Source organism: Empedobacter sp. UBA3239, assembly GCF_002362875.1.
In the GTDB taxonomy this organism is placed as follows: Bacteria; Bacteroidota; Bacteroidia; order Flavobacteriales; family Weeksellaceae; genus Empedobacter; species Empedobacter falsenii_B.
Genome location: NZ_DEVJ01000012.1, coordinates 41,821 through 67,917, shown reverse-complemented (window position 1 = coordinate 67,917; position 26,097 = coordinate 41,821). Strand labels below are relative to the sequence as shown.

Here is a 26,097-nt window from a genome sequence, read left to right as displayed (position 1 = left end):
AACGAACATTTACAACGATTACTTCCTTTTGGTTATATTTATTTAGTCTTCATGGGAATTATTAAAGAATCTATTTTCTATTATCAATTGGATATTAATATTCTGAAATTTTCGAGCATTATGAATATCTTAATAAGTCCAATTTCTGAAATTACCGCACATCCTTTCCTACTAATCTTTTTTATTCTTCTTATTTTTCTACTTTATAGTTTTAAACAGTATTCATTGAAACATTCAGAGAAAAAATTTATTAAGAAATTTTTAAAAAAATATTTCAAAATTGATGAAAGTAAAGTATTAACACATACAGAATTCGAAAAGATAATTGATAAAACTCTAATCAATTATTTCTTTGCATTATTAATTTGTTTCTTTATAGGATTTGGAATTGGTGATGGTAATTTTCTGTCAAAACGAATAAAAAATGGAGATTTAAAATTCGAAAAATATGGGCAAACCTTAACTTTCAATTCTGGTGAGAAAAAAGAAATTTATTTAGTCAATACGAATAGTCTCTATTATTTTTATGTTGTAAAAGGTCAAAAAACTGTTGAAATTTCGCCAATTGGCACAATACAATCAATCGCAAAAAATAAGTAATCAAAACATATTTTTATAATGAATAGGATTGATTAATTTTGCAACATGTACAAACAATTCAAAAACATTTTATTCCAATTACAGCCCGAAGATGCGCATCATTTTGTTACGCGAAATCTAAAAAATTATGCTGCATTTCCTGGAGTTGGAAAATTATTAGATAAATTTTATCAATACAATCATCCAAGTTTAGACCGAGAAGTTTTTGGAATTAAATTCAAAAATCCAATTGGTTTAGCTGCTGGTTTTGATAAAAATGCTGAATATATTGAAGAATTGGACCACTTCGGATTTGGCTTCATCGAAATTGGAACCGTTACACCAAAACCTCAACCAGGGAATGATGCGCCGCGTATGTTTCGTTTGGTAGAAGATGAAGCGATTATCAACCGAATGGGATTTAATAACAAAGGTGTTGATTTTGCTGTTTCGAAAATTAGAGAACTAAAAAATCGTGAAAACTATATTATTGGCGGAAATATTGGTAAAAATAAATTAACGCCAAACGAAGATGCTGTTGATGATTATATCAAATGTTTCAATGCGTTGTTTGATTATGTAGATTATTTTGTAGTTAACGTGAGTTCTCCAAACACGCCTGGATTACGTGATTTGCAAGAAAAAGAACCTTTATTGTACATTCTGAATTATTTGCAACAATACAATAATCAGAACGAAAAACCGAAACCAATTTTACTTAAAATCGCACCAGATTTGACGGATTCGCAATTAGATGATATTATAGATATTGTATTAGAATCTAAAATTGCTGGAGTGATTGCGACAAATACAACCATTTCAAGAGAAGGATTAAAATCTGATCCAGAAATTGTAAAAGAAACTGGTGGAGTTTCGGGAAAACCACTTAAAAATCGTTCAACAGAAGTGATTCGTTATCTTTCTGAAAAATCGAACAAAGCATTTCCTATCATTGGAGTTGGAGGAATTCATACAGCCGAGGACGCGAAAGAAAAACTGGAAGCTGGTGCAAGTTTGTTACAAGTTTATACAGGTTTTATTTATGAAGGTCCTGCTGTTGTAAAAAACATTTGTAAAGGCTTGGTTGAAGGAAAATAGAAAAGTCATTCTGATTTCGGTTCTTCATTTCACAAAAAGCTACATTCAGAGAAATGATAATAATAAAAAATGCTCCTTTAATTAAAAGGAGCATTTTTAGTATTATGTAAAAGTTGTTCTTATAAAACTTCTTTAATTGCTGCGTTCAGTTTTTCGGTAATATCTTCAATAGAACCTACTCCATCAATCTCAACCCATTTTCCTTGAGCTTTGTAGTGTTCTGCTACAATTGCAGTTTTCTCGTAATATTCTGTAATACGATCACGGATAATTTTTTCATCCACATCATCAGCACGACCAGAAGTTTTTCCGCGCTCTAATAAACGTTGAACCAAAATTTCGTCATCCACAACTAATGCTAATGTAATCGAAACTTCGCTTTCGTATTTATCTGCTAAGATTTTATCTAAAGCTTCTGCCTGAGATGTTGTACGTGGATATCCATCAAAAATATATCCATACGAATTTGGATTGTTATCTAAATGATCAACCAACATATTTGTTGTTACCTCATCTGGAACTAATTGTCCCTTGTCCATGTAAGATTTCACAAGATCGCCTAATTCTGTTTCATTTTTAAGGTTGAAACGAAATAAGTCTCCAGTAGAAATTTGAGGAGTTTGGTACTTTTCTTCTAAAAATTTAGCTTGTGTTCCTTTACCACTACCAGGAGGTCCGAACAATACAATGTTTAGCATTTTGTTTTAATGTTTTATTTGATAAATATCTGGTAAATTTCTTCCTAATCCGTCAAAATCTAATCCATAACCTACTACAAATTTATCAGGAATAGAAATTCCTACTAAATCTACTTTTAAATCTTTTTTGTAAGCGTCTGGCTTAAATAATAAAGTTGCTACTTTTAATGATTTTACCTTTTTCTCTTTCAAGATTCGGTGCAACTCTATTAACGTATTACCTGTATCTACAATATCTTCTAAAATAATTACGTGACGTCCTTCAACATTCATCGGAATATCCATCTCAATAGTAATTTTCCCTGTTGATTCTGTTCCTTCGTAAGATTTTAATTTCAAGAATGAAATCTCACATTCTCCTTGATATTGTTTTAAGAAATCGCTGAAGAACATTACAACTCCGTTTAATACACCAACAAAAATCGGTCTTTCGTCTTTGTATTCTTCGTAAACTTCGTTTGCCATATTTTTGATGGCGTGTTCTATTTCTTCAAAAGCGATGTACGGAATAAATTTTTTACCGTGAATTTCTATTTCTTTCATTGTTTGAGATATTCAAATATATACTTTTTTTGATAAAGTTTAAAACATTTATCTATTTTATTAGATTGTCATTGAGAAAATACGTGTTTCTGGCTCGTTATCTATCATTCTCTTATCGAATGTCATACACACATTTCTAACATATGGACGTCCTTCTTCTTTTACGATCAAACCATTTTCTACAAATTCAATCAAATTATCGTCAACCATATCTTGCAACATAGTTTTAATACGATCTACATCATCAAATTTCATATTATCATCAGCCCAAGAAGTTTCTAAATTACACATTAAATTTAGAATATGACGACGCATAATCAAATCTTCTTCTGATAATATATGTCCTTTGAAAACGGATAATTCTCCGTTATTAATTGATTTTTCGTACTCTTCTACCGTTTTCTCGTTTTGTGCAAAACTATACCAAGAATCGCTGATAGAAGAAACTCCTAAACCAACCATTAATTGTGTTTTCGAAGAAGAATATCCCATAAAATTACGATGTAATGTATGGTTTTTCATCGATTGATACATCGAATCTTGTTCTAAGGCAAAATGATCCATTCCAACTTCGAAATAGTTCATTTCCTCGAACATTTTCTTTCCTTCTTCATATAATGCACGTTTCAATTCTGGTGAAGGCAAATCTCCGTCATGAAAACCACGTTGTCCGACACCTTTTATCCACGGCACATGTGCATAACTGTAAAACGAAATACGATCTGGATTTAATTCTTTTGTCAAATTAATCGTTTCCATCATTCCTTCCATTGTTTGATGTGGAAGACCAAAAATCAAATCGTGAGAAATAGATGTAAAACCAATTTCGCGCGCTTCTTCTGTTGCTCTTTTCACATTCTCGAAAGGTTGGACACGATTAATCGCTTCCTGAACTTTTAGATCATAATCTTGTACACCATACGAAATACGTCTAAAACCTAAATTGTATAAAGCCTGTAAATGCTCTTTTGTTGTGTTATTTGGATGACCTTCTAAACTAAATTCGTGTCCTTCAGCTACATCCGCATATTCAAAAATACCATCAATTAATTTCTTCAAATTTTCTGGAGAAAAAAACGTTGGTGTTCCTCCTCCTAAATGAATTTCTTTAATTTTTGGTCGAGATGAAAATAAATCCACATATAATCTCCATTCTTTCAAAACTGTATCAATATACGGAACTTCTACCGAATGTTGTTTCGTAATACGTTTGTTACATGCACAAAACGTACACAACGACTCGCAATAAGGTAAATGAATATAAACTGATATTCCCTCTTCTGCATTACTTTCATCGAAAGATCGTTGAAAAGTTTCAATCCAACCTTGTTTAGTAAAATCATCATTGTCCCAAAACGGAACAGTTGGATAACTTGTGTAACGAGGTCCTGGAATATTATATTTCTGAATTAAATTATCCATTATCTAAAAAAATTAAAAATACTTAATCAACTTGACTAAGTATTATTTAATAAATTTTCTTTAAAAATTATTTTTATAGAATTGCCTGACGAACTCTAACCAATTTAGTTAATAAGTCTTCTAACAAATCCAATTGTAACATGTTTGCACCGTCACTTTTTGCATTTTTAGGATCTGGATGCGTTTCGATAAAAATACCATCAGCACCAACAGCAATTCCAGCTTTAGCAATCGTTTCGATTAATTCTGGCTTTCCTCCTGTTACACCTGAAGCCTGATTTGGTTGTTGTAAAGAATGTGTGATATCTAAAATAACTGGTGCATAATTTTGCATCACAGGAATTCCACGATAATCTACCACTAAATCTCCGTAACCTAACATAGTTCCACGCTCGATAATTGCTACATTATTATTACCAGAATCTGTTACTTTTTCTACAGGAAATTTCATCGCTTCTGGCGAAAGAAATTGACCTTTTTTCAACGTAACATGTTTTCCAGTTTGTGCAGCTGCAACCACTAAATCGGTTTGACGAACCAAGAAAGCAGGAATTTGTAACACATCTACATAAGCCGCTGCCATTTCTGCATGAAAAGGTTCATGGATATCTGTAGTTGTTGGAACATCAAAAGTTTCTCCAACTTTTTGAATAATTTTCAATGCTTTTTCATCTCCAATTCCTGTAAAACTATCAATACGAGAACGATTTGCTTTTTTGAAAGATCCTTTAAAAACATAAGGAATCTCTAATTTATCAGTAATTGTTACTACTTTTTCAGCAATTCTCAAAGCCATATCTTCACTTTCGATGGCACATGGACCAGCAAGTAAAAAGAAGTTTGGCGAATCTTTGTGTTTTATCTTTGATAAAGTTTCTATCATTGTGCAAATTTACACAAAGTTATCGACTTATTTTTCATAATTTTGCCTATACTTTATCATTCTTATTTATCGTTTTATGGATTTTTTATCTAACATTGGTATAGCTGATATTTTTGGCTATCTTGCTTCAGTCTTTATTGTACTAGCATTCTTTTTTTCGAAGATTACAATTATCCGCATTATCAATGCAATTGGTTGTGTATGTTTTGTAATTTATGCTGCTATGATCGAGGCTTGGCCAGTCCTTATTCCAAATGCGATTTTATTTTTAGTTCAGGCGTATTATATCGTCTTCAAACCTGGAAAATAATCTTAAAAAACCATAAAATTGAAAATCCTATCTGCTGTACTAAATAATATTGAAACTGATCAAAGATTAGATAAAGTTTGCCATTCTTTGTTAAAATTTGGATACGATATAGAATTGATTGGCGCGACTATAAACGGTAGACCGAAATTGAATAAGCCGTACAAGACATTTTTGATAGAACAAAAGAATCAATCAACAATGAAAAAGTATGCAGAGTTCAATTACAAATTGTTTTTCACTTTGCTTAAAAAAGCGGATAAACAGACTATTTTATTAGCGAATGATTTGGATAGTTTACTTCCTTTTTATTTGGTTAGTAAAATCAAAAAAATTCCTTTAGTTTTTGATAGTCACGAAATTTATTCAGAATTACCATCATTACACAATCGTCCTAAAACAAAAAAAGTTTGGAAAACTTTAGAACGTTCTCTTGTTCCAAAAATCAAATATTTTTATACAGTAAGTGATGGATATGCCAATTGGTTTCGCAAGGAATATGGTGCTAATCCGGCTGTGATTAGAAATGTTCCCAACCGAACAAAACTTAACGATAAACAAGATTTAATTTTCTTTCGCTTACCCGAAAATCCAACAAACGATAAAATATTATTGTATCAAGGCGCAATTAACATGAGTCGAGGAATTGACAGAATGATTAAAGCTTTCAAATACATTGATAATTGTCAATTTTGGATTGCTGGCGAAGGGCCTAAAAAAACTGAATACGAACAATTGGTAAAAGATTTAGACTTAACTAATCGCATTCATTTTTTAGGAAATATTCCCCCAAAAACTTTAAAAACTATAACACCTTTAGCTGATGTAGGAATGAGTATGGAAGAAGATTTAGGATTAAGCTATCGCTACGCTCTACCGAATAAATTATTTGACTTTATTCAAGCTAGAGTACCAATTTTAGCAACAAATTTACCAGAAATAAAAAAAATAGTCGAAGAGTATAAAGTTGGAAAAGTGATTGACAACCACTATCCAAAACATTTGGCTGAAAAACTACAAGAAATCTTAGACGAAGGAAAAAGAAGTTACCAAGAAAATCTTGCAAATGCTGCAAACGAACTTTGTTGGGAAAATGAAGAATTGAAATTGAAGGAGATTTTTGAAAAAATAAAAAAGTAGATTAAAATTTAATCTACTTTTCTTCTTTTTTATAAATATGTGGATTTTCCACTACTCCTTTTTTAAATACTTTTCTAACGCCCATTCTTAGTGCGTTATCAACTTGTAAAACTTGATCCAACACTTTTTGTTCAGGACGCCCTCTAAAAGATGTAACATGAAACGAATCTGTTTCTCTTAAAGGTTCTTTCGAAAAATAATAATTTGAAACACATTTTCTAAAACCTTCAAACTTTATTGGAGAAACCGAATGCAAAGAATCATTATGCGTTGCCATTACCGCTAATCGATTGAATTTACTAAAAATCGTAATTTGATCATTTTTCAATCCATTTGGCCAAACTTCTAAATTACCACCATATTCTTCTTTCCAGTCTGGCGTTACATAATACAATAAATTCAACACACGCCACAATTCTCTTTTCGCATCGTGAGAATTATCCAGATGAGGCTGCAAAAATTGACGATTTCCCATCATAGACAAACCTCCAGCATACAAAGATGAATCTGGAATAGGTTGTTTTATTTCGCAAATCTCAGCAATCAAATTTACGATTCTCTCATCTTGAAAAGCATAAATAATTTCCTCTAAAATAGGATGATATTGATTCATTTGAACTGCAATATATTTATCTTCTTTCAAACTTTTTTTCAACACCATTTCTTTTTCTTGTGGAAAAACTTGATTTATCTCCAAAACTGATTCTTCTGGTAATAGATCATCAACCCAAAAATAACCGATCTTATCTTTGCTACTATTGTATTGTTGACTTATTTTTTCCTTTTGATCGATTAATCGTTGTAAAATTATATCTGCGAATTGATTTCTGTTCATAATCATAAAGTTAATTAAAAATTTGTTTCAAAATAATTTCGGCATTCAATTTATCATTCAAATAATATTCAAGCGTATCAATATATTCTTTTGCCCCTAAAAAAGGTTGATTTTTTAAATGATTAATAGCTTTTATCAGCTCTGATTTATTCGAAACTTGAACACAAAGTTCACTAATTTTCTCATCATCTATTACATTTTCATTAATTATCGAAAAACGACTATTGAATAATGCATTTATTACTTTTAGCTTTGTCCCAGATTCCTGAAAAGACCACGCTATATTGAGATGTGCTTTTTCGAAAAGATTTTTCAAATGATCAAAATCTTTCAATTTAACAAATTGTATACGAGGATAATTTTTAATTTTTTCTTTTACCCAATTCTCTCTAGAACCTGAAGCAATAACGAAAGGATAATCAATTCCTTTAAACACTTCTATCAAAAAATCGACTACTTTACAATTGTCCGAAGCTCTCAAATCACCATGATATAAAGCAAATTCTCCTTTTTCACTTAGTGATTGAAAAGTTTCATTTCCATGAAAAACAGGCACAAATTTTCCTTTATTATATTTTTCTTGAATATAATTTTGTTCAAATTTAGAGAGTGTAAAAACTTCATCAAACTGATGGATGATATTTTCGTATTGAATATATTTTTTTGCCTCAATATAAAACAATGCTTTTTTTACCAGATTCTTCTCGCTTTCAGCTAATCCAAAAAAATAATTTTGTTCAATATTATGTAATCGCAAATATTTAGAATAACCTTCAAGGTTATATTTATTCAAAATAAATGTTGTTTTTAGACTTTCAAAAAATATAGGTGCTTTCAACGATTTAATTCGTTCATACAATAATTTGCTATCCCTCGATTTTACTGAAATAGGATATTTCTGAAAAATATAATAAGGCATCTGATGTATTGGATAAAAATAAACTTCTTTAGCATATTTCCTTAAAACATCTCTTTCTGTTTCGTTAAACCCAAACAAATGTAAATGAATTTCAATCCCAAGTTGATGAAATGCTTTCAATTTAAAAAAAACATCTATAACGCCTCCATAATTGGGAGGAAATGGAACATCCATACTTATAAAATGAAGTTTATTACCTTGATACATTAGTCAGTTAATTATTTAACAAAAAAAAGAGTCTACAACTAAGTAAACTCTTTCTTCAAAATTATATTGTGTAATTTATCTTATTCTGATATCGCTTCCGCAACTTCAAATAATCTTCCGTCTTCACAACGCACTTTACGCGCAGGATAGCGACGAATAATTTCATAATCGTGTGTAGCCATCAAAACTGCACAATTATTATCTTTCGATACCGACAACAATAAATCCATAATATCATTTGACGTTTCTGGATCTAGGTTTCCTGTAGGCTCATCTGCTAAAATTAATTCAGGATGATTTAATAAAGCACGAGCAATAGAAACACGCTGTTGTTCTCCTCCAGAAAGACGGAAAGGCATCATTTTCTTTTTTGACAACATCCCTACCGAATCTAAAACCTCATCAATACGTTTATCGATTGTAGCCTTATCTTTCCAACCTGTTGCTTTCAAAACGAACGTTAAATTTTGCTCAACTGTACGATCTGTTAATAATTGGAAATCTTGGAAAACGATTCCTAAATGTCTTCTAAGATCAGGAATTTTACTTGTTTTCAATGATTTCAAATCCATTCCAACCACAGAACCTTGTCCCGATTGAAGTGGTAAATCACCATAAAGCACTTTCAACAAACTACTTTTTCCACTTCCTGTTTTTCCAATAAGGTAGACAAATTCTCCTTCATTAAGTGTAAAATTAACGTCAGATAATACTAAATGATTTCTTTGATATATAGATGATTGACTTAACTCAATTACATTTTTAGCTTCCATACTTTTCTACAGTCTTTAAAACAAATGTAAAAAAAAAAGCTTGAAAGAACGACCTTCAAGCTTATTTTTTATGAATTGTAGCGATTATCTTTTAGCTCTTACTTCACTAACAGTTAATGCTTTTCTTCCTTTCTTTCTACGAGCAGCTAATACTTTGCGCCCGTTTTTAGAAGCCATACGCTCACGGAATCCGTGTTTGTTTCTTTTTTTTCTGTTACTTGGTTGAAATGTTCTTTTACTCATCTTTACTAAGTTTCTAATCCATTACTCGAATGGGTTGCAAATATACAGTTATTATTATTAATTCAAAAATCAAATTGATAGAAAATTACAAAAAAGCTGAATTAATAGTAAACCGCGTTCCGTTCTACACTTTGTAATTTTCGAAGTGCAAATATAAAAACATTTTTTTGTTAAGCAAGAGAAAATTAAAACAATAACAATTAAAACTTATCAACAATATCATTTACGAGGATAAAACAAAGCTATTTTTAGAAGGATTAGAAAAGTTTCCTTAAAACTTTCATAAAACATCAAATATCTTGTTTTTATCAATCTTTTTTTAGCTTAAAATTCGTATATTAGCCACCTTATATAACAAAACAATATGACTGAAGGAGAAAGACTAATCCCAATTAACATTGAGGATGAAATGAAATCCGCTTACATCGATTATTCGATGTCGGTAATCGTATCTCGTGCGCTTCCGGATGTGCGTGATGGCTTAAAACCTGTACACCGTAGAGTATTATTCGGAATGTATGAATTAGGTGTTTTTTCTAATCGTTCTTACAAAAAGTCGGCACGTATTGTAGGGGAAGTTTTAGGTAAATTTCACCCACACGGCGACAGTTCTGTTTACGACACAATGGTACGTATGGCGCAACCTTGGTCTTTGCGTTACTTATTAGTTGACGGACAAGGTAACTACGGTTCTGTAGATGGTGATCCACCTGCTGCAATGCGTTATACTGAAGCAAGACTTCAAAAAATTTCAGACGAATTATTAGCTGATTTAGATAAAGAGACAGTTGACTTTCAACTAAACTTTGACGATACTATCCAAGAACCTACTGTATTACCTACTCGTGTTCCAAACTTATTAGTAAATGGTGCATCTGGTATTGCGGTTGGTATGGCAACAAATATGGCGCCACATAACTTAACAGAAGTTATTGACGGAACAATTGCATACATCGACAATCGTGAGATTACAATTGACGAATTAACACAATACATCAAAGCGCCAGACTTCCCAACAGGAGGTACTATCTATGGCTATGATGGTGTAAAACAAGCTTTCGAAACTGGACGTGGACGTGTTGTTTTACGTGCAAAAACTAATTTCGAAGAAGTACATGGTCGCGATTGTATTATCGCTACAGAAATTCCTTACCAAGTTAACAAGGCAGATATGATTGCAAAAACTGCTGAGTTGGTAAAAGATGGTAAATTAGATGGTATTTCTGAGATTCGTGACGAATCTGACCGTAAAGGTATGCGTATCGTTTATGTCCTTAAAATGGATGCGGTTCCTAACGTCGTTTTAAATAAACTATATAAATTTACTCAATTACAATCATCTTTCAGTGTAAATAATATTGCGTTGGTAAAAGGTAGACCAGAGCAATTAAATTTGAAAGACATGATTTATCATTTCGTAGAACACCGTCACGAAGTGATTGTTCGTCGTACGGAATACGAATTGAGAAAAGCACAAGAAAGAGCTCATATCTTAGAAGGTTACATGAAAGTAATCGGAACACAAGATGATCTTGATCGTGCAATTAAAATCATTCGCGAATCTGCAACACCAGACGAAGCGCGCACAGGGTTAATGGAAGCTTTCGAGTTATCAGAAATTCAAGCACGTGCAATCTTAGATTTACGTTTACGTACATTAACTGGTCTTGAGATTGATAAAATTCGTGAAGAGTACGAAGAAATCATGAAAATGATTAACCATTTGAAAGATATTTTAGCAAACGAAGATTTACGTATGCAAATTATCAAAGATGAGTTATTAGAAATTCGTAAAAAATATGGTGACGAACGTCGTACAGATATCGATTACGCAGGTGGAGACTTAAATATCGAAGATTTAATTCCTGATGAGCAAGTTGTTTTAACGATTTCTCACATGGGTTACATCAAACGTACACCACTTTCTGAATATCGTAAACAATCTCGTGGAGGAGTTGGTAATAGAGCCGCTACAACACGTGACGAAGATTTCTTAGAATATATGGTTTCGGCATCTAACCACCAATACATGTTATTCTTTACAGAAAAAGGAAAATGTTATTGGATGCGTGTGTACGAAATTCCAGAAGGTTCTAAAACATCAAAAGGTCGTGCAATTCAGAATTTGATTAACATCGAGCCAGATGATAAAGTAAAAGCATATATCCTTACACACGATTTAATGAACGAAGAATACGTAAATAATAATTACGTAATTATGGTAACTAAAAATGGTATCATCAAGAAAACATCTTTAGAAGCTTATTCTCGTCCACGTGTTAACGGTATCAACGCAATTACAGTTCGCGAAGGTGATACATTATTAGAAGCTTTATTAACAGATGGTAAATCTCAAATTATGATCGCTTCTAAATATGGTAAAGCTATTCGTTTCGAAGACGAGAAAGTTCGTCCAATGGGTCGTACTGCTTCTGGAGTTCGTGGTATCAATTTAGGAGATCAACCAGATAATGAGGTTATTGGGATGATTGTTGTTACTGATGTAGAAAAAGAAACTGTATTAGTTGTTTCTGAACAAGGTTACGGAAAACGTTCTTCTATCGAAGATTATCGTGAAACAAATCGTGGAGGTAAAGGTGTAACAACACTTAATATTACTGATAAAACTGGAAAATTAATCGCGATTGAAGCCGTTACAGACGAAGATGATTTAATGATCATTAATAAATCTGGAGTTGCTATTAGAACTGGTTTAGATGAAATTCGTGTAATGGGTCGTGCAACACAAGGTGTTCGATTGATTAACTTGAAAAAGAACGACGAAATCGCAGCAATTGCAAAAGTACAAGTTGAAGAAGAATTGGAAGACGAAGTAGAACTTGATGAAGAGGGAAATCCAATTGTTATAGAAAACACAGACGAAAACAACGAAACTCAGACAGAAGAAACTACTGTCGAGGATCCAAATAATGAATAATCAATGAAAAAATTATTATTTAGTTTAGGTTTAGTTTTAGCAATGTCAACGTCATTTGCTCAAACTAATACAGAAGAATTAACAACAGAACCTACCGTTTTAGCTGAAAAATACAATAAATCAGCAAAAGAAAACTTAGCAAAAGGTGATGTTACAAAAGCAAGTCAAGATTTAGCAAAATTATCTAAATACGAAAACGGTAAAGTTTGGCAAGTCAAAAATAAAGACTCTAAAAAAGACGAATTTTACTATTCTCAAGCCGATTTAGATAAAGCTACAGCTGGTGGTAATTACGCAAAAGCAAAAGAAGTTGCTTTACAACCAAAATATGGTTTTTTGTTGCAATCTGAAGTTTCTAATTTAGCAAACAAAGAATTAGACGCTGCAAACAAAGCAATGGACGCAAAACAATTTGCTGAAGCTGGAACAAAATTCTTAAATGTTTTCAACTTAGTTGAAGCTTTAGGTACAAAAGAAGATATCTACAAATATCAAGCAGCAATCTGTTTTTACAACGCAGCTGATTATGACAAATCGTTAACGATTTTGAAAGAATTAGCAGCAAAAGGATTCACTGGGAAATCAGCTAATCAAACAAAAGATTACAACCGTGATATGTATGTTTTAGCACTTAATGGATTGTACAATGCGAAAAAATACGATGCTATCGTAGAAGAAGCAACTACAAAATATCCAAAAGATGCTGATATCAACAATATCGCAACTGGAATTTACCAAGTTTCTGGAAACTCTGATAAAATGATAAAACGCATCGAAGAAGCGATTAAAATTAATCCAAACGATGCACAAAATTATTACAACTTAGGAGTTTTATATTTAGATGACGCTTCTAAAGCAGAAGAATCTAAAAACTTGTTCAAAAAAGCGATTGAATTAAATCCTAAACATTTCGAGTCTTACAACAATTTAGTTTTAGCTATTTTACAACCAGACAAAGAAATTGTTGAAACAATGAACAACAATTTAGGAACATCTAAAAAAGAGAAAGAAATTTACAATGCAAACGAAGTAAAACGCAAAGCTTTGTTTACAGAAGCAGCTCCTTATCTTGAAAAAATGTACGAAATTCAACCAGAAAATCGTCAAGTTATTCGTAACTTAATTCAAGCTTACAAAACTTTAGGAAACGATCAAAAAGAAAATTTCTATCGTGACGCTGAGAAAAAATTAGTAAAATAATTATTTCAATATTTTAAAAAGAAAGGACTTCAATTGAAGTCCTTTCTTATGCTTTATAATTCTGAATGTAGATTTAACGAACTTAGAACAAATCCCAATTTCTTAAATCTGGTAAAAAATGATGGGCTGTCAAATCATAACGAACTGGTACAACAGAAACATAACCCTCCTCTAAAGCACGTTCATCCGTATCTTCACCTTTATCAAGATTTTTAAATTCTCCACTCATCCAATAATACGTTCTTCCACGTGGATCTTCACGTTTATCAAATTTTTCTTCCCATTTAGCATCAGCTTGGCGACAAACTTTTATTCCTTTTATTTCATGTCCTTTCAACTTCGGAATATTAACGTTCAACACGACACCTTTTGGTAATTTATGTTTTAAAACTTGATCAATAATTGTTTTAATAAAATCTTCTCCAGCTTTAAAATCTGCATTATAAGCAAAATCACACAACGAAAAACCAATCGCAGGAATCCCTTCTATTCCAGCTTCTACAGCTGCAGACATTGTTCCCGAATAAATCACATTCACCGACGAATTCGATCCGTGATTAATTCCCGAAATACACAAATCTGGTTTACGAGGTAAAATTTGCGAAACAGCCAATTTCACACAATCCACTGGCGTTCCAGAACACGCATACTCTTTTACATCTTGATCAACTTCTATTTCATCACAAAACAATGTCGAATTTATTGTCACCGCATGCCCCATTCCACTTTGCGGACTATCTGGCGCAACAACATAAACTTCTCCAAATCCTTTTGCAATCTCTATCAACGCTCTTATTCCAGGCGCAGTTACTCCATCATCATTTGTAACTAAAATTAGCGGTCTTTCCATATTTTATTCTTACTTTTATTCATCATTTTTACAAATGTAAAAAACTTCCTTCTAATTTCTTTTTTGTTTTATATTTGAAGGAGTCTTAAATTATTAATTTATATAATACCAACGCAATATGTTAATTAAAAAAACGTATGTATTACTATCGTTTTTATCAATGAGTTTGCTTGCTTTTTGCTTTTGCAAACCCATGCTAGACACAGATGAAGAAAGAGAAAAGTTAATCGTAAAAAATACACGAAACACCCTAACTTACCTACATTACAAACCTGCTACTGTAGATGATAAATTTTCGGAAAATGTTTTCAATAAATATTTAGAATACATTGATCCAAGCAAACGTTTTTTATTGCAATCTGATTATGATCTATTCAAAAAAGATTATCACAATTTAGATGATTATTACAAATCAGAAAACTTAGGTTTCTACAATTCTACTGTCGATACAATCTACAAACGTATTGCTGAAGCTGAAAAATATTCGATGGATGCCTTGTCAAAACCTTTTGATTTTAATCAAAAAGAGAATTTCAACATCGATTATAAAACATCAAAATTCGCGAAAGATAAGAACGAATCAAAAGATTTGTGGCGCAAATATTTGAAATATAACGTGATGTTAGAAATCATTTCAATGCAAGACGAATTAAAAGGTCAAAAGAAAGATACATTAGACAACTCTTCTTCTATAAAACCTATAAAAGATCCTTTGGCAGATGAGAAAAAGAAAATCACAAAAGATACGCCTTTTGCAGAAGTAGAAAAGATGGCGCGTGAAGAAGTTAAAGACTTGATTTCTGACTATTTCCGTCGTATAAAACAAACAAAACGCGAGAACTATTTTTCTATTTACATGAACTCGTTCACAGAACAATACGATCCGCACACAACATACTTCTCTCCAACAAGTAAAGAGGATTTCGAATTCGAAATGTCTGGACAAATGGAAGGAATTGGAGCCAAAATACAAGACAAAAGAGGTTACGCTACAATTGCTGAATTAATTGTAGGCGGACCAGCTTGGAAGAGTAATAAATTAGAAGTTGGAGACAAGATCATTAAAGTTGCACAAGGGAAAAATGGTGAAGCTAAAAACATCGTTGGAATGATTTTGAGCGATGCTATTCGCTTGATTAAAGGGAAGAAAGGAACAGAAGTTGTTTTGACTATTCAGAAAAAAGACGGTTCTCAGCAAACAATCTCTTTGATTCGTGAAGTAATTGAATCAGAGGAAGTATTTGCTCGCTCATCTGTTATTACGGACGAGAAAGGAGATAAATACGGAATCATCTATTTACCTGAGTTCTACACGCCGATGGGAAAAGAAGGCGGACGTTATCCTTCGGATGATATCAAGAAAGAAATTGAAATCTTGAAGAAAGAAAACATCAAAGGTCTTGTTTTCGATGTTAGAAATAATGGAGGAGGTTCTCTTGAAGAGGTAGTTAAAATCTCTGGATTATTCATCAATCAAGGACCAATTGTTCAGGTGAGACGTTCGGACGGAATGCTTAAAATTCACGAAGACAAAGATAATTCTATCGCATACGACGGACCTTTAGTAGTAATGGTTAACGAGCTTTCTGCATCTGCGTCAGAGATTTTTGCTGCAGCAATGCAAGACTATGGTCGCGCTGTTATCGTGGGTTCTCCGCAAACCTTTGGTAAAGGTACTGTACAAACAATCTTGCCTTTAGACCGTCAGTCGGGAAGTGATGAATTAGGAGCTATTAAGTTAACAATACAAAAATTTTACCGAGTAAACGGAGGGTCTACACAATTGAAAGGAGTTCAATCGGACATTGCATTAGTTGATCAATTCACTTACGAAGATATCAGCGAAGCTTCTCGTCCAGAAGCCTTGAATTGGGATCAAATCAAACCATTGGTTATTGCAAAATGGCCTTCTGCTTTCGATTTAGCGAAGATTAAAGCGAACAGTAAAACTCGTTTGGCAAACAATGCTCACTTAGCATTAATGAACGAAAGTTTCAAGTTCATCAAATCAATGGAAGATGTAAAAGAGATTCCTTTGAACTTAGAAGACTACAAAACGTACCGTAAAACACGCGAAGATAAAATCAAGAAATTCGAAGCTTTAGACAAGTATAAAAACAATTTCAAATTTACAATGAATCAAAACGATTTGGCAACTACTAAAACAGATACTGTTCTAAAAGCTAAACGTAACAATTGGTTCAAAGGAATGCAAAAAGACTTTTATTTAAACGAAGCTGTTAACGTTTTAAGAGACATTAAATAATGGAACAAGAAAACGGTTCATTTTCTCAAATCATATTCAATAAATTAAGAAAGAACACCCTTGGTGTTCTTTCTTTTAGTGTAATAGTATTAGCTGCAATCATTTCTATTTTTGCTTATGTCTTTGCGTCCGACAAAACGGAAAATGCAAACAGACAGGACCTAACCATTGCATATTCACCTATAGGTTATCAGCAAAAAACAATCGAAATCCCTTTACCTAATTATTCAGGAAAAACGAACTTTTCTGATTTTATATTCGGGAAAGAAATCGATACCGAACAAATAAGTATTACATCTTACAAAAGAGATGGACAAAGCATTACTTATATTCCATATATAGGGAACGGACTAAGTGGTGAAGCAATAAAGATAGATTTGTTAACTTGGACAAAGCATAACATCAAAACGCAAGATATAGAGAAGGATTTTATCTATACAAAAACCTATTTACTTGGAACAGATTCTTACGGAAGAGACTTTTATTCTAGATTAATCATCGGGACAAGAATTTCTTTTCTTATCGGGTTTATCGCTGTTTTCATTTCATTAGTTGTCGGAATTTCCTTGGGCGCTCTTGCAGGTTATTACAAGGGACGAACAGATAACATTATAATGTGGTTGATAAACGTTGTGTGGTCTATCCCAACATTACTATTGGTTATTGCAATTACCTTAGCTATTGGAAAAGGATTTTGGCAGATATTTATCGCAGTTGGACTAACGATGTGGGTAGAAGTTGCACGTGTAGTTCGCGGACAATTCCTATCATACAGAGAAAAAGAATTTGTAGAAGCAGCAAAAGCTTTAGGATTTTCGGACACAAGAATTATCTTCAACCAAATATTACCTAACGTTGTTGCACCTATTATCGTTATATCTGCTGCCAATTTTGCTTCGGCAATTTTAGTAGAAAGCGGTCTTAGTTTTCTTGGAATTGGCGCACAACCTCCTACTCCGTCTTGGGGAAATATCATAAAAGAACATTATAATCATATTATTTTAGGGAAACAACATTTGGCAATTCTACCGGGATTAGCTATTATGTTATTGGTTCTTGGGTTTAATATCTTTGGGAATGTATTGCGAGATATTATGGATATTAAGCAGTAAGAAGCTTATTTTTTAAGATGATTATTAAATAAACATACAGAGTCATTCTGAACTTATTTCAGAAACACATCCTTAATAATATAAAGTTTTTTTAGAAGTATTTATAAAAAGTATGCGAAGCTGAAATGAATTCAGCTTGACATACAAATAAAAATCTCCCTACCTTTTATATAAAACCTAAGGAGGTTTTAAACAAAACGTCAAGTGATTTTAATGAAAACCACTTGACGTTTTTTATTTACTTCAATTAGAAATTAGAAAAATTATCTCAACTATTTCTTTTTCTCATACTTTAAAGTAGCTAAAGTATCTCGTAAATCGAGACCAGGTCTAAAAAGTATTTTAGCACTTTTTATAGAAGCAGAATTTACTTTGTTCATTGCATCCATTCCTTCGCTACTAATACTTATTTGAAAAGAACCAAAATCTCCTAAGCGAACAATCTTTCCATCAGACAAATGTTTCGATAACATTTTAGCCAAATCAATCAATGTTGCATACACATCACTCTCACTAACAGATGAGGTTTGCGCAATTTCTTTACTCAAATTTCGAAGTGATACTTCACCATCTGCAATAGAATTTGCGTAGAACTTTTTAGGCGCCATAGGATCTCCTGGGTAAGCCTTCTGAATAACGTTGTATTTTACAGCCATAATTAAAAGTATTTACATATTAATAGTTAATTATCTCTAAGTTAATACTTTATATTTAATTAACAAAATAAAACTATTGATTATCAATAAAATACATTATATCATAAAAATAAAAAAGGCTTTCTTATATAAGAAAGCCTTGCTATTATCTTGAAACTTTGGTCGAAAGTTTTGCTGTTGTTTTTGGTACAATTGGTTTTTGATGCAATCTCATCGAATCTTTATTTGGTGCTTTTAGCAGATAAGTTCCTGTAAGTCCAGCCAATTTAAATGCACTATATATATTCTTATTCTGCTTGTTTCCTAATGCAATTACCGTAAATTGATTGTTAACATCGTGTACAAAAACTGTGTTATTCCCGTGCCACCAACCATTGTGATACAATAATTTTTTACCATTGTCATATTCTAACAAGCGCATTCCAAGCCCATAATTTTTGAAACCTTTCTGCTCGTAACTATATCCTTTGAAAGCTTCTTTCTTGATCTTCTTCGGTAAGAAATCGTCTGAATACATGGCAACATCTAACTTATACAGATCTCTTGGCGTTGAGTAGATATTTTTGTCTCCATACGTGCGGTCAAAATCATCCCAAGCCCACTCGTAACCATTGTATTTGTAAGAACGAGCTACTGTATCTTTATCGCGATCATACTCAAAAACAAAGGTGTTATTCATCTCAAGAGGGTCAAAAACCATGTATTTCATTGCTTTCGGATAAGATATTTTCATAATCTTTTCGATTACTAAAGCAAGGAAAGCGAAGTTGGTGTTCGAGTAATAAAACCCTTTGTCTGCGGGACGAATTTGTTTAACGTCAAATTCTCTAAAGATATCTAACACATCTTGATTAGAAATTGGTTTCTCGCGATCCATCATTACCTTCTTGTTATTCCACAAAACGTTGGCATAATTTGGCAAACCACTGCGGTGATTTAGCAAATTACGAACCGTGATATCATCGTAAGGAAAACCTTCTAATATTGTATTTACTTTTTGATCTAATTTGATTTTACCTTTTTCTACAAGCTTAAGAACCGCCATTGAGGTAAAAACTTTCGAGATAGATGCGATGTGAATAGGTGTTTCTGCAGTGATTGGACGCTTATGTCTTTCGTCTGCCATCCCTTGATATTGCTCTAAAAGTACTTGCCCATTCTTCACAACCAACAAACCTCCGCTCACTTTTCCGTCAACCCAAAAGTCTTTGTAATAAGTGTTTAGTTTATTTCTGTAATCATTAAGTTCTGCTTGTGTGTAGTGCATTGGCTTGAAATCTGCCTTCCAATCCAACGAATCAAAGCGCAAAGCATGTGGATCCTTCTTTCTAAGTTCTTCTTTTTGTTCGTTTTTCTTGCTACAACTTCCCATAAAAAGCATGGCAGAAGCAAGAACAACCGCTACATATTTCATGTGTTTTTTCTTAATCTATTTGTTTGTTCGCACTAAAGTATATATTTATTTGTGGAATAATAACCCGTTTAGAAACATTAAGTTTTTTTTATGATTTGTGCGAAAGTTGAGACTTAAACTCGCCTAAGATGACACTTGTTGCAACAGCTACGTTGAGACTTTCGGTAGAACCATTTTTCCCAAAGAACGGAATACTTAGTTTATTTGTCGTTAACTTCTCGATTTCTGGAGAAATTCCATTCGCTTCGTTCCCCATTACCAAGATACCTTCTTGTGGAAGTGTTTGTTCATAAATAGATTCTCCTTCCATAAAAGTCCCGAAAATGTTTCCTTTATAGTCAGACAAGTATTTCTCCAAATCGATATAATGAACTTTCACTCGTGTAAAAGAGCCCATTGTCGACATCACAACTTTTGGGTTGTACATATCAACAGATTCTTTGGTACACAAAATATCCTCTACACCAAACCAATCAGCCAAGCGGATAATTGTTCCTAAATTACCTGGATCTCGAATATCATCCAAAGCAATACTTAAACCATTCAACTTGATGTTTTCGTTATAATTAGGTAATTCACAAAGTGCTAAACCTACATTCGGAGTAGTTAAGAAACTGATCTTTTTCAAGTCTTTTTCTTCAATAAAAGTCTTTTTGATATGTGTAGCTTCTGGCCAAAAGTCTTCAGTTATAAATAATTCTTTAATATTTATAGAACTTTTTATAACTTCCCCAATATTTTTAACACCTTCTACGACAAACAAATTATATTTTTGTCTATATTTTTTAGAACCCAGAGAAGTTATTATCTTAATAACGTTATTTGATAACATATTTATGCAAAAAAAAATTACAACAAATATAACACTTATCTCTTGTTTAGGTTTACTTTTTTATAGCTGTAGTACAACTAAAAAAGTACCTGAAGGAGAATATTTGTTTGTAAAGAACAAATTTATATACGATAAAGAAGATCCCGATATTAAGAAGAAAAAAACTATAATCAACAAAGACTTAAGTGATTATGTAAAACAAAAGCCAGCTGGTAAGTTTCTTGGTTTTTTCCCTCTTTGGCAATGGGTTTACAATTGGTCTCCTACGAAATTTGATGAAACTTTTCAGGAATATTATCGACAAGATGCTTCGGTTCGTAACCAGAAATTATTGGATAGTTTACTAACGAAGAATAACCTGAGCGAATATGTTGGACACAGTTTATGGAAAGAACGTCTTTATTATAGTCAAGGTGAAGCGCCAGTTTTGTTGGATGAACAACAATCAGAATTTTCGGCAAAGAACTTAAATCGATTATTTCATGATAAAGGTTATTTCGATTCGAAAGTAGCAGTTTCCTATGATAAAGATTCTGTTGCAAAAAAAGCAGAAACAATTTATGATATTAAATTAGGTGAACCTTCATATATCGAAACATATGATCAAAAAATATCTGATCAAAAAATAGAAGAATATCTTAATTCTCCTCTTGGAAAACAAACTGTTTTGCATGCTGGAGATCAATATAATTTTGACAAATTTGAGGAAGAACGCGATCGTATCATCGATTTGTTAAAGAATAGAGGTTACTATGATTTTAATGATTCGGGCGAAGATTTATATTTTGAAGCGGATACATTAAAAAGTAACAAACGCCTTGATGTAACGATGTTTATTGATAAATATATTCAAGATTCTTTGAAAACGGATAGTATTACACCTTTTACGCAATACCGTTTTGGGAAGATAAATATTTATGCAGATTCTCGCAGTTTTGTTGATGATGAAAGTAAATTAATCAAAGAAGAATATAAAGATTATAACGTTTTATATACAAAAGAGCCAGAATATCGACCAAAATATTTTACAGATGCATTTGTAATTCGTCCGGGTCAACTATATCGTCAACGACAAGAAATTCAGACAAAACGTAATATTTTCAAGAAAGAAAACATTAACTTACATGGATTCAGAATTAATAAACAAGATTCTATCCTAAATGTAGACGTTTTCTTTACACCAAAAAAGAAATATGACTTGAATCTCTTTGTCGAAAGTTATGCTTCTCGCTATATGAACTTTGCAATTTCTCCCGGAATGACTTTAACTTCGAGAAATCTATTTGGAGGAGGAGAAAATTTAGAAACAACTTTGAAAGGAACTTTAGGTTCTGTCAACAAAGATTTCTCAATGAATAAAGCATTCTTAAATGCTTACGAAATCGCTATCGAAACAAAGTTGAAATTTCCTTATTTATTAACACCAATTAATCTTGATAATATTTTACCAAAACGTTTTACTGCCGAATCTGCTATTCGAATGAATGCAAGTACGCAGAAAAATGTAGGTTTAGACAAAACGACTTATGGTTTTGGTTTTGATATGGATATTTCGAGTTCGGAGTTTCAACACAAAGTTTCTTTGTTTAACACAGAATTTATTAGTAATCGAAAAAAAGATCGCTATTATGAAGTGTTTACAAAAGATAATAATACAAAAAACGAAGTAAAAGATTTATACTACGCATACAATCCTAATGCACCAATTTATCTAACGGACGATGAATTAACAGATGCAATCGAGGCTGACAAAGGATTCCAAAGTTCATTAACTGGAGAAAACGCAAAGTTGTATGTTGATTTTGAGAATATGTTATATAGAAAAGCTAATATTTCCCAAAATGTATTAATCAACTCTTTTATCTATCAATTTACATTTAATCAAGAAAATTCATTTCGACCAAAAAGTAATCCTTGGTTTATTCAAGCGAGAATTGAATTAGCCGGAAATGTATTAAGAGGTTTAGACAAAGCTTTTGGCTTTAATAAAGCTGAACCTGATCGAGACGGAAATCAAGCAGGTTTGATCTTTGGAATTCCTTATTCTCAATTCGTAAAATTTGATGTGGATGTTAGACGAAAATTCAAATTAAATTCAAATTCTAGCGTAGCGGGACGTTTCTTATTCGGAATCATTCAACCATATGGAAACTCAGATGTTGCACCCTTCGTAAGAAGTTATTCGGCTGGAGGAGCAAATGATGTTCGTGGTTGGGCACCGTTAACTTTAGGTCCTGGAAGTAAACCACGTATCGATTCTAAAAATCAAAGTTTAGAATTTGAAAGCATGAAATTATTATTCAATGCTGAATATCGCTTCAATCTTTTTGGAAGTTTGGAAGGTGCATATTTTCTTGATGCTGGTAATATTTGGGGTGTTAATAAAAATCGTCCAGAAACATTATTTAAGTTCAAAGATTTTTACAAAGAATTCGGAATTGGTTCTGGATTAGGTTTCCGTTATCACATTGGTACGTTTGCAATTGTAAGATTTGATTTGGGTTACAAAATTTATGACCCTTCTTATGAATTAGGTGATCGCTGGCAATTTGACAATTTTAATTTGCTTAAACCAAGAATCCACTTCGGAATTAATTATCCTTTCTAAAAAAACATCTATATTTGTTTCACAAAATACTAACATAATGAGCAGAAAATTTCCTGCCGGTGTTGCTACCGGTTCATTAGTTCAAGACATTATCAATGATGCAAAAGCAAATCAATACGCTTTACCAGCGTGTAATGTCATCGGTTCAGATACTATTAACGCTGCAATGGAAGCTGCAGTTGAAGTAAACTCTCCAGTTATTATTCAATTTTCTAACGGAGGTGCTGCTTTTAATGCCGGAAAAGGATTAAAAGGAGAAAATCAACTTTCTGCTATCAAAGGTGCTATTGCGGGAGCAAAACATATTCACACTTTAGCTGAGTCTTACGGAGCTACTGTAATTTTACATACAGACCACTGTGCAAAAAAATTATTGCCTTGGATTGATGGAATTATGGACGCTAACGAAGAACATTTTAATAAATTCGGAAAGACTTTATTTAGTTCTCACATGTTAGATTTATCTGAAGAGCCTTTAGAAGAAAACGTAGAAACGTGCAAAAGATACTTAGAAAGAATGTCTAAAGTTGGAATGACTTTGGAGATGGAATTAGGTATTACAGGTGGAGAAGAAGATGGTGTTGACAATTCTAATGTTGACAATTCTTTATTATACACTCAACCAGAAGAAGTTGCTTACGTTTACGAAAACTTAAAATCTATTTCTGATAATTTCTGGATTGCAGCAGCATTTGGTAATGTACACGGTGTTTACAAACCAGGAAATGTTGTATTGACTCCAAAAATTTTAGATAACTCTCAAAAATACATCAACGAAAAGTATGGTGTAGACAACGCTGTAAACTTCGTATTCCACGGAGGTTCTGGTTCTACGTTAGAAGAAATTAGAGAAGCTATTAGCTACGGAGTTATCAAAATGAATATTGATACAGATTTACAATATGCATTTATGGAAGGAATTCGTAAATATTTTGACGAAAATGCAGCTTATTTACAAGGACAAATTGGAAACCCAGAAGGTCCAGAATCTCCTAACAAAAAATATTATGATCCACGCGTGTGGTTAAGAGCTGGAGAAGCTACTTTCAAAGATAGATTAATCCAAGCTTTCCACGATTTAAATAATGTTAATACTTTAGGATAATCTTTTCATTAAGATTATTCTTACCCAAATAAAAACAGAGAATATGCCTTGGTTTATTAGAAGCAAGAAAAATATTACAACGCCTACAGAGTCTAAAAAAGACGTTAAAAAAGGCTTATGGTACAAAACACCATCAGGAAAAATTATTGAAACTGAAGAACTAAAAGCAAATGCGTATGTAAGTCCAGAGGATGATCATCACGTACAAATTGGTTCTCAAGAATACTTCGATATCTTATTTGATGATAGTAAATTCACAGAATTAGATACAAAAGTAGAAAGTAAAGACCCATTAAATTGGACAGATACAAAACCTTATAAAGATCGTTTAAAAGAGATTAAAAAGAAAACGGGAATGACAGATTCTATTCGCAATGCGACTGGAAAAATTCATGGACGTGACATTACAATTTCTTGTATGGACTTCAAATTTATTGGAGGTTCTTTAGGATCTGTAATGGGAGAAAAAATTGCACGTGCAATTGATTATTCTATCAAAAACAAAACTCCATTCGTAATTATTACACAATCTGGTGGTGCACGTATGATGGAAGCTGCAATTTCGTTGATGCAATTAGCTAAAGTAGAAGCTAAATTAATTCAATTAGCAGATAACAACATTCCTTATATTACAATCTTAACAAATCCATCTTTTGGAGGAATTACAGCATCTTTCGGATCAATTGGTGACGTTATCATGGCAGAGCCAGGAGCATTAATTGGATTCGCTGGACCACGTGTTATCAAAGAAACTATTGGTAGAGATTTACCAGAAGGATTCCAAACTTCTGAATTTTTATTAGAAAAAGGCTTCGTTGATATGATCGTTCATCGTAAAAAGATGAAAGATAAAATAAAAGAAGTAGCTGATATGTTAATGCCTATCAACTAATTAAAATAAGTGCAAATATATTTTTAAAATTTTATTCAAATTTGATTTGGATTATTAGAAATTGATTTTATATATTTGCACTCCAATCGCGAGAATAGCTCAGCTGGTAGAGCGCAACCTTGCCAAGGTTGAGGTCGCGGGTTCGAGCCCCGTTTCCCGCTCTTTGAAATATAAAAATTCATAAAAATCAAATTTTGCCTTGGTGGTGGAATTGGTAGACACGCAGGACTTAAAATCCTGTGTCCATTAGGACGTGCGGGTTCAAGTCCCGCCTGAGGTACTTTTTAATTTGATTTTTACAATTTACACGCGGGAATAGCTCAATTGGTAGAGCGTCAGCCTTCCAAGCTGAATGTTGCGGGTTCGAGTCCCGTTTCCCGCTCTAACTTCTTTCTTAGAAGTGGATGCCTTGGTGGTGGAATTGGTAGACACGCAGGACTTAAAATCCTGTGTCCATTAGGACGTGCGGGTTCAAGTCCCGCCTGAGGTACAACAAAGCTCAAGAATTTATTTTCTTGAGCTTTTTTTATGCTCTAAATAATTATATCTTTATCCTCATAATAAAGTACGTTTTTAT

At 32.5% G+C, this 26,097-nt stretch carries 23 protein-coding genes and 4 tRNA genes; 15 read left to right on the top strand and 12 right to left on the bottom strand.

Translation table 11 applies throughout. From position 1 onward, the window contains the following. Positions 1-51 precede the first annotated feature (51 nt). Together B4G36_RS01545 and B4G36_RS01540 are read left to right on the top strand one after the other, a co-directional pair. On the top strand, positions 52-600 hold the full coding sequence (locus B4G36_RS01545) for a hypothetical protein (RefSeq protein ID WP_291061447.1): 549 nt from the start codon (positions 52-54) through the stop codon (positions 598-600). A gap of 45 nt (positions 601-645) precedes the next feature. Further along, complete coding sequence (locus B4G36_RS01540) at positions 646-1,677, top strand: quinone-dependent dihydroorotate dehydrogenase (protein WP_286494736.1); 1,032 nt, start codon at positions 646-648, stop codon at positions 1,675-1,677. 119 nt (positions 1,678-1,796) lie between these two features. On the opposite strand, the gene B4G36_RS01535 is transcribed toward B4G36_RS01540, so the two are convergent. From B4G36_RS01535 to kdsA, 4 genes are all read right to left on the bottom strand, one after another. Beyond that, positions 1,797-2,375 (bottom strand): adenylate kinase, encoded by a 579-nt coding sequence (locus tag B4G36_RS01535; RefSeq protein ID WP_291061445.1) that lies wholly within the window; start codon positions 2,373-2,375, stop codon positions 1,797-1,799. Between the two features lie 6 nt (positions 2,376-2,381). Continuing rightward, positions 2,382-2,918 carry a hypoxanthine phosphoribosyltransferase gene (hpt, locus tag B4G36_RS01530; RefSeq protein WP_291047119.1) on the bottom strand — a complete coding sequence of 179 codons (537 nt, stop codon included), beginning with the start codon at positions 2,916-2,918 and terminating at the stop codon, positions 2,382-2,384. A gap of 60 nt (positions 2,919-2,978) precedes the next feature. After that, positions 2,979-4,340 (bottom strand): oxygen-independent coproporphyrinogen III oxidase, encoded by a 1,362-nt coding sequence (hemN, locus tag B4G36_RS01525; protein ID WP_221854165.1) that lies wholly within the window; start codon positions 4,338-4,340, stop codon positions 2,979-2,981. A gap of 73 nt (positions 4,341-4,413) precedes the next feature. Further along, positions 4,414-5,223, bottom strand: a complete 810-nt coding sequence (gene kdsA, locus B4G36_RS01520; RefSeq protein WP_115001635.1) for a 3-deoxy-8-phosphooctulonate synthase — start codon at positions 5,221-5,223, stop codon at positions 4,414-4,416. Between the two features lie 76 nt (positions 5,224-5,299). Here kdsA and B4G36_RS01515 point away from each other — a divergent pair, with 76 nt between their 5' ends. Both B4G36_RS01515 and B4G36_RS01510 read left to right on the top strand, forming a co-directional pair. Beyond that, positions 5,300-5,533 (top strand): hypothetical protein, encoded by a 234-nt coding sequence (locus tag B4G36_RS01515; protein ID WP_052217635.1) that lies wholly within the window; start codon positions 5,300-5,302, stop codon positions 5,531-5,533. Between the two features lie 18 nt (positions 5,534-5,551). Then, positions 5,552-6,670: a glycosyltransferase gene (locus B4G36_RS01510; RefSeq protein WP_291061443.1), complete on the top strand. Its 1,119-nt coding sequence runs from the start codon at positions 5,552-5,554 to the stop codon at positions 6,668-6,670. Between the two features lie 13 nt (positions 6,671-6,683). Here B4G36_RS01510 and B4G36_RS01505 read toward each other — a convergent pair whose 3' ends face one another. The 4 genes from B4G36_RS01505 to rpmH all read right to left on the bottom strand — a co-directional run bounded on the left by B4G36_RS01505 (position 6,684) and on the right by rpmH (position 9,647). Continuing rightward, positions 6,684-7,505: a 2OG-Fe(II) oxygenase gene (locus B4G36_RS01505; protein WP_291047122.1), complete on the bottom strand. Its 822-nt coding sequence runs from the start codon at positions 7,503-7,505 to the stop codon at positions 6,684-6,686. A gap of 10 nt (positions 7,506-7,515) precedes the next feature. Then, on the bottom strand, positions 7,516-8,631 hold the full coding sequence (locus B4G36_RS01500) for a hypothetical protein (protein ID WP_291061441.1): 1,116 nt from the start codon (positions 8,629-8,631) through the stop codon (positions 7,516-7,518). Positions 8,632-8,711: 80 nt separating this feature from the next. Continuing rightward, positions 8,712-9,404 (bottom strand): cell division ATP-binding protein FtsE, encoded by a 693-nt coding sequence (locus B4G36_RS01495; RefSeq protein ID WP_291047124.1) that lies wholly within the window; start codon positions 9,402-9,404, stop codon positions 8,712-8,714. Positions 9,405-9,488: 84 nt separating this feature from the next. Then, a complete protein-coding gene (rpmH, locus tag B4G36_RS01490; protein WP_019974979.1) occupies positions 9,489-9,647 on the bottom strand; it encodes a 50S ribosomal protein L34 in 159 nt (52 codons plus the stop codon). Positions 9,648-10,011: 364 nt separating this feature from the next. Between rpmH and gyrA the strand changes: the two genes are divergently transcribed. After that, positions 10,012-12,585 (top strand): DNA gyrase subunit A, encoded by a 2,574-nt coding sequence (gene gyrA, locus B4G36_RS01485; RefSeq protein WP_291061439.1) that lies wholly within the window; start codon positions 10,012-10,014, stop codon positions 12,583-12,585. A 3-nt stretch (positions 12,586-12,588) separates the two neighbouring features. Continuing rightward, positions 12,589-13,785, top strand: coding sequence for a tetratricopeptide repeat protein (locus B4G36_RS01480; RefSeq protein ID WP_291061437.1), 1,197 nt, complete (start codon positions 12,589-12,591; stop codon positions 13,783-13,785). Positions 13,786-13,867: 82 nt separating this feature from the next. On the opposite strand, the gene surE is transcribed toward B4G36_RS01480, so the two are convergent. Then, a complete protein-coding gene (gene surE / locus B4G36_RS01475; protein ID WP_291061435.1) occupies positions 13,868-14,635 on the bottom strand; it encodes a 5'/3'-nucleotidase SurE in 768 nt (255 codons plus the stop codon). 193 nt (positions 14,636-14,828) lie between these two features. Between surE and B4G36_RS01470 the strand changes: the two genes are divergently transcribed. Beyond that, positions 14,829-16,901, top strand: a complete 2,073-nt coding sequence (locus tag B4G36_RS01470) for a carboxy terminal-processing peptidase (RefSeq protein ID WP_291061433.1) — start codon at positions 14,829-14,831, stop codon at positions 16,899-16,901. Then, entirely contained in the window at positions 16,901-18,013 is a 1,113-nt protein-coding gene (locus B4G36_RS01465; protein ID WP_219033706.1) for an ABC transporter permease, read from the top strand. Before B4G36_RS01470 ends, B4G36_RS01465 begins: the two co-directional genes overlap by 1 nt. 272 nt (positions 18,014-18,285) lie before the next feature. Here the strand turns inward: B4G36_RS01465 and B4G36_RS01460 are convergent, their stop codons facing one another. The 3 genes from B4G36_RS01460 to B4G36_RS01450 all read right to left on the bottom strand — a co-directional run bounded on the left by B4G36_RS01460 (position 18,286) and on the right by B4G36_RS01450 (position 20,915). Then, the gene (locus B4G36_RS01460) at positions 18,286-18,669 is read right to left on the bottom strand and encodes an HU family DNA-binding protein (protein WP_280036721.1); all 384 of its coding nucleotides are present in this window, start codon (positions 18,667-18,669) and stop codon (positions 18,286-18,288) included. 145 nt (positions 18,670-18,814) lie between these two features. After that, the gene (locus tag B4G36_RS01455; RefSeq protein WP_291061430.1) at positions 18,815-20,083 is read right to left on the bottom strand and encodes a serine hydrolase domain-containing protein; all 1,269 of its coding nucleotides are present in this window, start codon (positions 20,081-20,083) and stop codon (positions 18,815-18,817) included. 88 nt (positions 20,084-20,171) lie between these two features. Next, entirely contained in the window at positions 20,172-20,915 is a 744-nt protein-coding gene (locus B4G36_RS01450; RefSeq protein ID WP_115001648.1) for a TrmH family RNA methyltransferase, read from the bottom strand. A 4-nt stretch (positions 20,916-20,919) separates the two neighbouring features. Here B4G36_RS01450 and B4G36_RS01445 point away from each other — a divergent pair, with 4 nt between their 5' ends. From B4G36_RS01445 to B4G36_RS01415, 7 genes are all read left to right on the top strand, one after another. Then, a complete protein-coding gene (locus tag B4G36_RS01445; RefSeq protein ID WP_291061428.1) occupies positions 20,920-23,523 on the top strand; it encodes a BamA/TamA family outer membrane protein in 2,604 nt (867 codons plus the stop codon). Between the two features lie 37 nt (positions 23,524-23,560). Beyond that, positions 23,561-24,628, top strand: a complete 1,068-nt coding sequence (fbaA, locus tag B4G36_RS01440; protein ID WP_291061426.1) for a class II fructose-bisphosphate aldolase — start codon at positions 23,561-23,563, stop codon at positions 24,626-24,628. A 43-nt stretch (positions 24,629-24,671) separates the two neighbouring features. After that, positions 24,672-25,520, top strand: coding sequence for an acetyl-CoA carboxylase, carboxyltransferase subunit beta (accD, locus tag B4G36_RS01435; protein WP_115001651.1), 849 nt, complete (start codon positions 24,672-24,674; stop codon positions 25,518-25,520). 88 nt (positions 25,521-25,608) lie between these two features. Continuing rightward, positions 25,609-25,681: transfer RNA gene (locus B4G36_RS01430), tRNA-Gly, on the top strand. A gap of 35 nt (positions 25,682-25,716) precedes the next feature. After that, a tRNA-Leu gene (locus B4G36_RS01425) sits at positions 25,717-25,800 on the top strand. A gap of 29 nt (positions 25,801-25,829) precedes the next feature. Continuing rightward, positions 25,830-25,902, top strand: a tRNA-Gly gene (locus B4G36_RS01420). Between the two features lie 24 nt (positions 25,903-25,926). Then, positions 25,927-26,010, top strand: a tRNA-Leu gene (locus B4G36_RS01415). Positions 26,011-26,097: the final 87 nt, after the last annotated feature.

What these genes read in the sequence shown, in the direction of transcription:
- B4G36_RS01515 (WP_052217635.1), top strand. Translation starts at nt 5,300, where the DNA reads ATGGATTTTTTATCTAACATTGGTATAGCTGATATTTTTGGCTATCTT.
- B4G36_RS01535 (WP_291061445.1), bottom strand. Translation starts at nt 2,375, where the DNA reads ATGCTAAACATTGTATTGTTCGGACCTCCTGGTAGTGGTAAAGGAACA.
- B4G36_RS01465 (WP_219033706.1), top strand. Translation starts at nt 16,901, where the DNA reads ATGGAACAAGAAAACGGTTCATTTTCTCAAATCATATTCAATAAATTA.
- B4G36_RS01460 (WP_280036721.1), bottom strand. Translation starts at nt 18,669, where the DNA reads ATGGCTGTAAAATACAACGTTATTCAGAAGGCTTACCCAGGAGATCCT.
- B4G36_RS01500 (WP_291061441.1), bottom strand. Translation starts at nt 8,631, where the DNA reads ATGTATCAAGGTAATAAACTTCATTTTATAAGTATGGATGTTCCATTT.
- B4G36_RS01505 (WP_291047122.1), bottom strand. Translation starts at nt 7,505, where the DNA reads ATGAACAGAAATCAATTCGCAGATATAATTTTACAACGATTAATCGAT.
- hemN (WP_221854165.1), bottom strand. Translation starts at nt 4,340, where the DNA reads ATGGATAATTTAATTCAGAAATATAATATTCCAGGACCTCGTTACACA.
- B4G36_RS01455 (WP_291061430.1), bottom strand. Translation starts at nt 20,083, where the DNA reads ATGAAATATGTAGCGGTTGTTCTTGCTTCTGCCATGCTTTTTATGGGA.
- kdsA (WP_115001635.1), bottom strand. Translation starts at nt 5,223, where the DNA reads ATGATAGAAACTTTATCAAAGATAAAACACAAAGATTCGCCAAACTTC.
- B4G36_RS01480 (WP_291061437.1), top strand. Translation starts at nt 12,589, where the DNA reads ATGAAAAAATTATTATTTAGTTTAGGTTTAGTTTTAGCAATGTCAACG.
- B4G36_RS01545 (WP_291061447.1), top strand. Translation starts at nt 52, where the DNA reads ATGGGAATTATTAAAGAATCTATTTTCTATTATCAATTGGATATTAAT.
- surE (WP_291061435.1), bottom strand. Translation starts at nt 14,635, where the DNA reads ATGGAAAGACCGCTAATTTTAGTTACAAATGATGATGGAGTAACTGCG.
- accD (WP_115001651.1), top strand. Translation starts at nt 24,672, where the DNA reads ATGCCTTGGTTTATTAGAAGCAAGAAAAATATTACAACGCCTACAGAG.
- gyrA (WP_291061439.1), top strand. Translation starts at nt 10,012, where the DNA reads ATGACTGAAGGAGAAAGACTAATCCCAATTAACATTGAGGATGAAATG.
- B4G36_RS01470 (WP_291061433.1), top strand. Translation starts at nt 14,829, where the DNA reads ATGCTAGACACAGATGAAGAAAGAGAAAAGTTAATCGTAAAAAATACA.
- hpt (WP_291047119.1), bottom strand. Translation starts at nt 2,918, where the DNA reads ATGAAAGAAATAGAAATTCACGGTAAAAAATTTATTCCGTACATCGCT.
- B4G36_RS01540 (WP_286494736.1), top strand. Translation starts at nt 646, where the DNA reads ATGTACAAACAATTCAAAAACATTTTATTCCAATTACAGCCCGAAGAT.
- fbaA (WP_291061426.1), top strand. Translation starts at nt 23,561, where the DNA reads ATGAGCAGAAAATTTCCTGCCGGTGTTGCTACCGGTTCATTAGTTCAA.
- B4G36_RS01445 (WP_291061428.1), top strand. Translation starts at nt 20,920, where the DNA reads ATGCAAAAAAAAATTACAACAAATATAACACTTATCTCTTGTTTAGGT.
- B4G36_RS01450 (WP_115001648.1), bottom strand. Translation starts at nt 20,915, where the DNA reads ATGTTATCAAATAACGTTATTAAGATAATAACTTCTCTGGGTTCTAAA.
- B4G36_RS01495 (WP_291047124.1), bottom strand. Translation starts at nt 9,404, where the DNA reads ATGGAAGCTAAAAATGTAATTGAGTTAAGTCAATCATCTATATATCAA.
- rpmH (WP_019974979.1), bottom strand. Translation starts at nt 9,647, where the DNA reads ATGAGTAAAAGAACATTTCAACCAAGTAACAGAAAAAAAAGAAACAAA.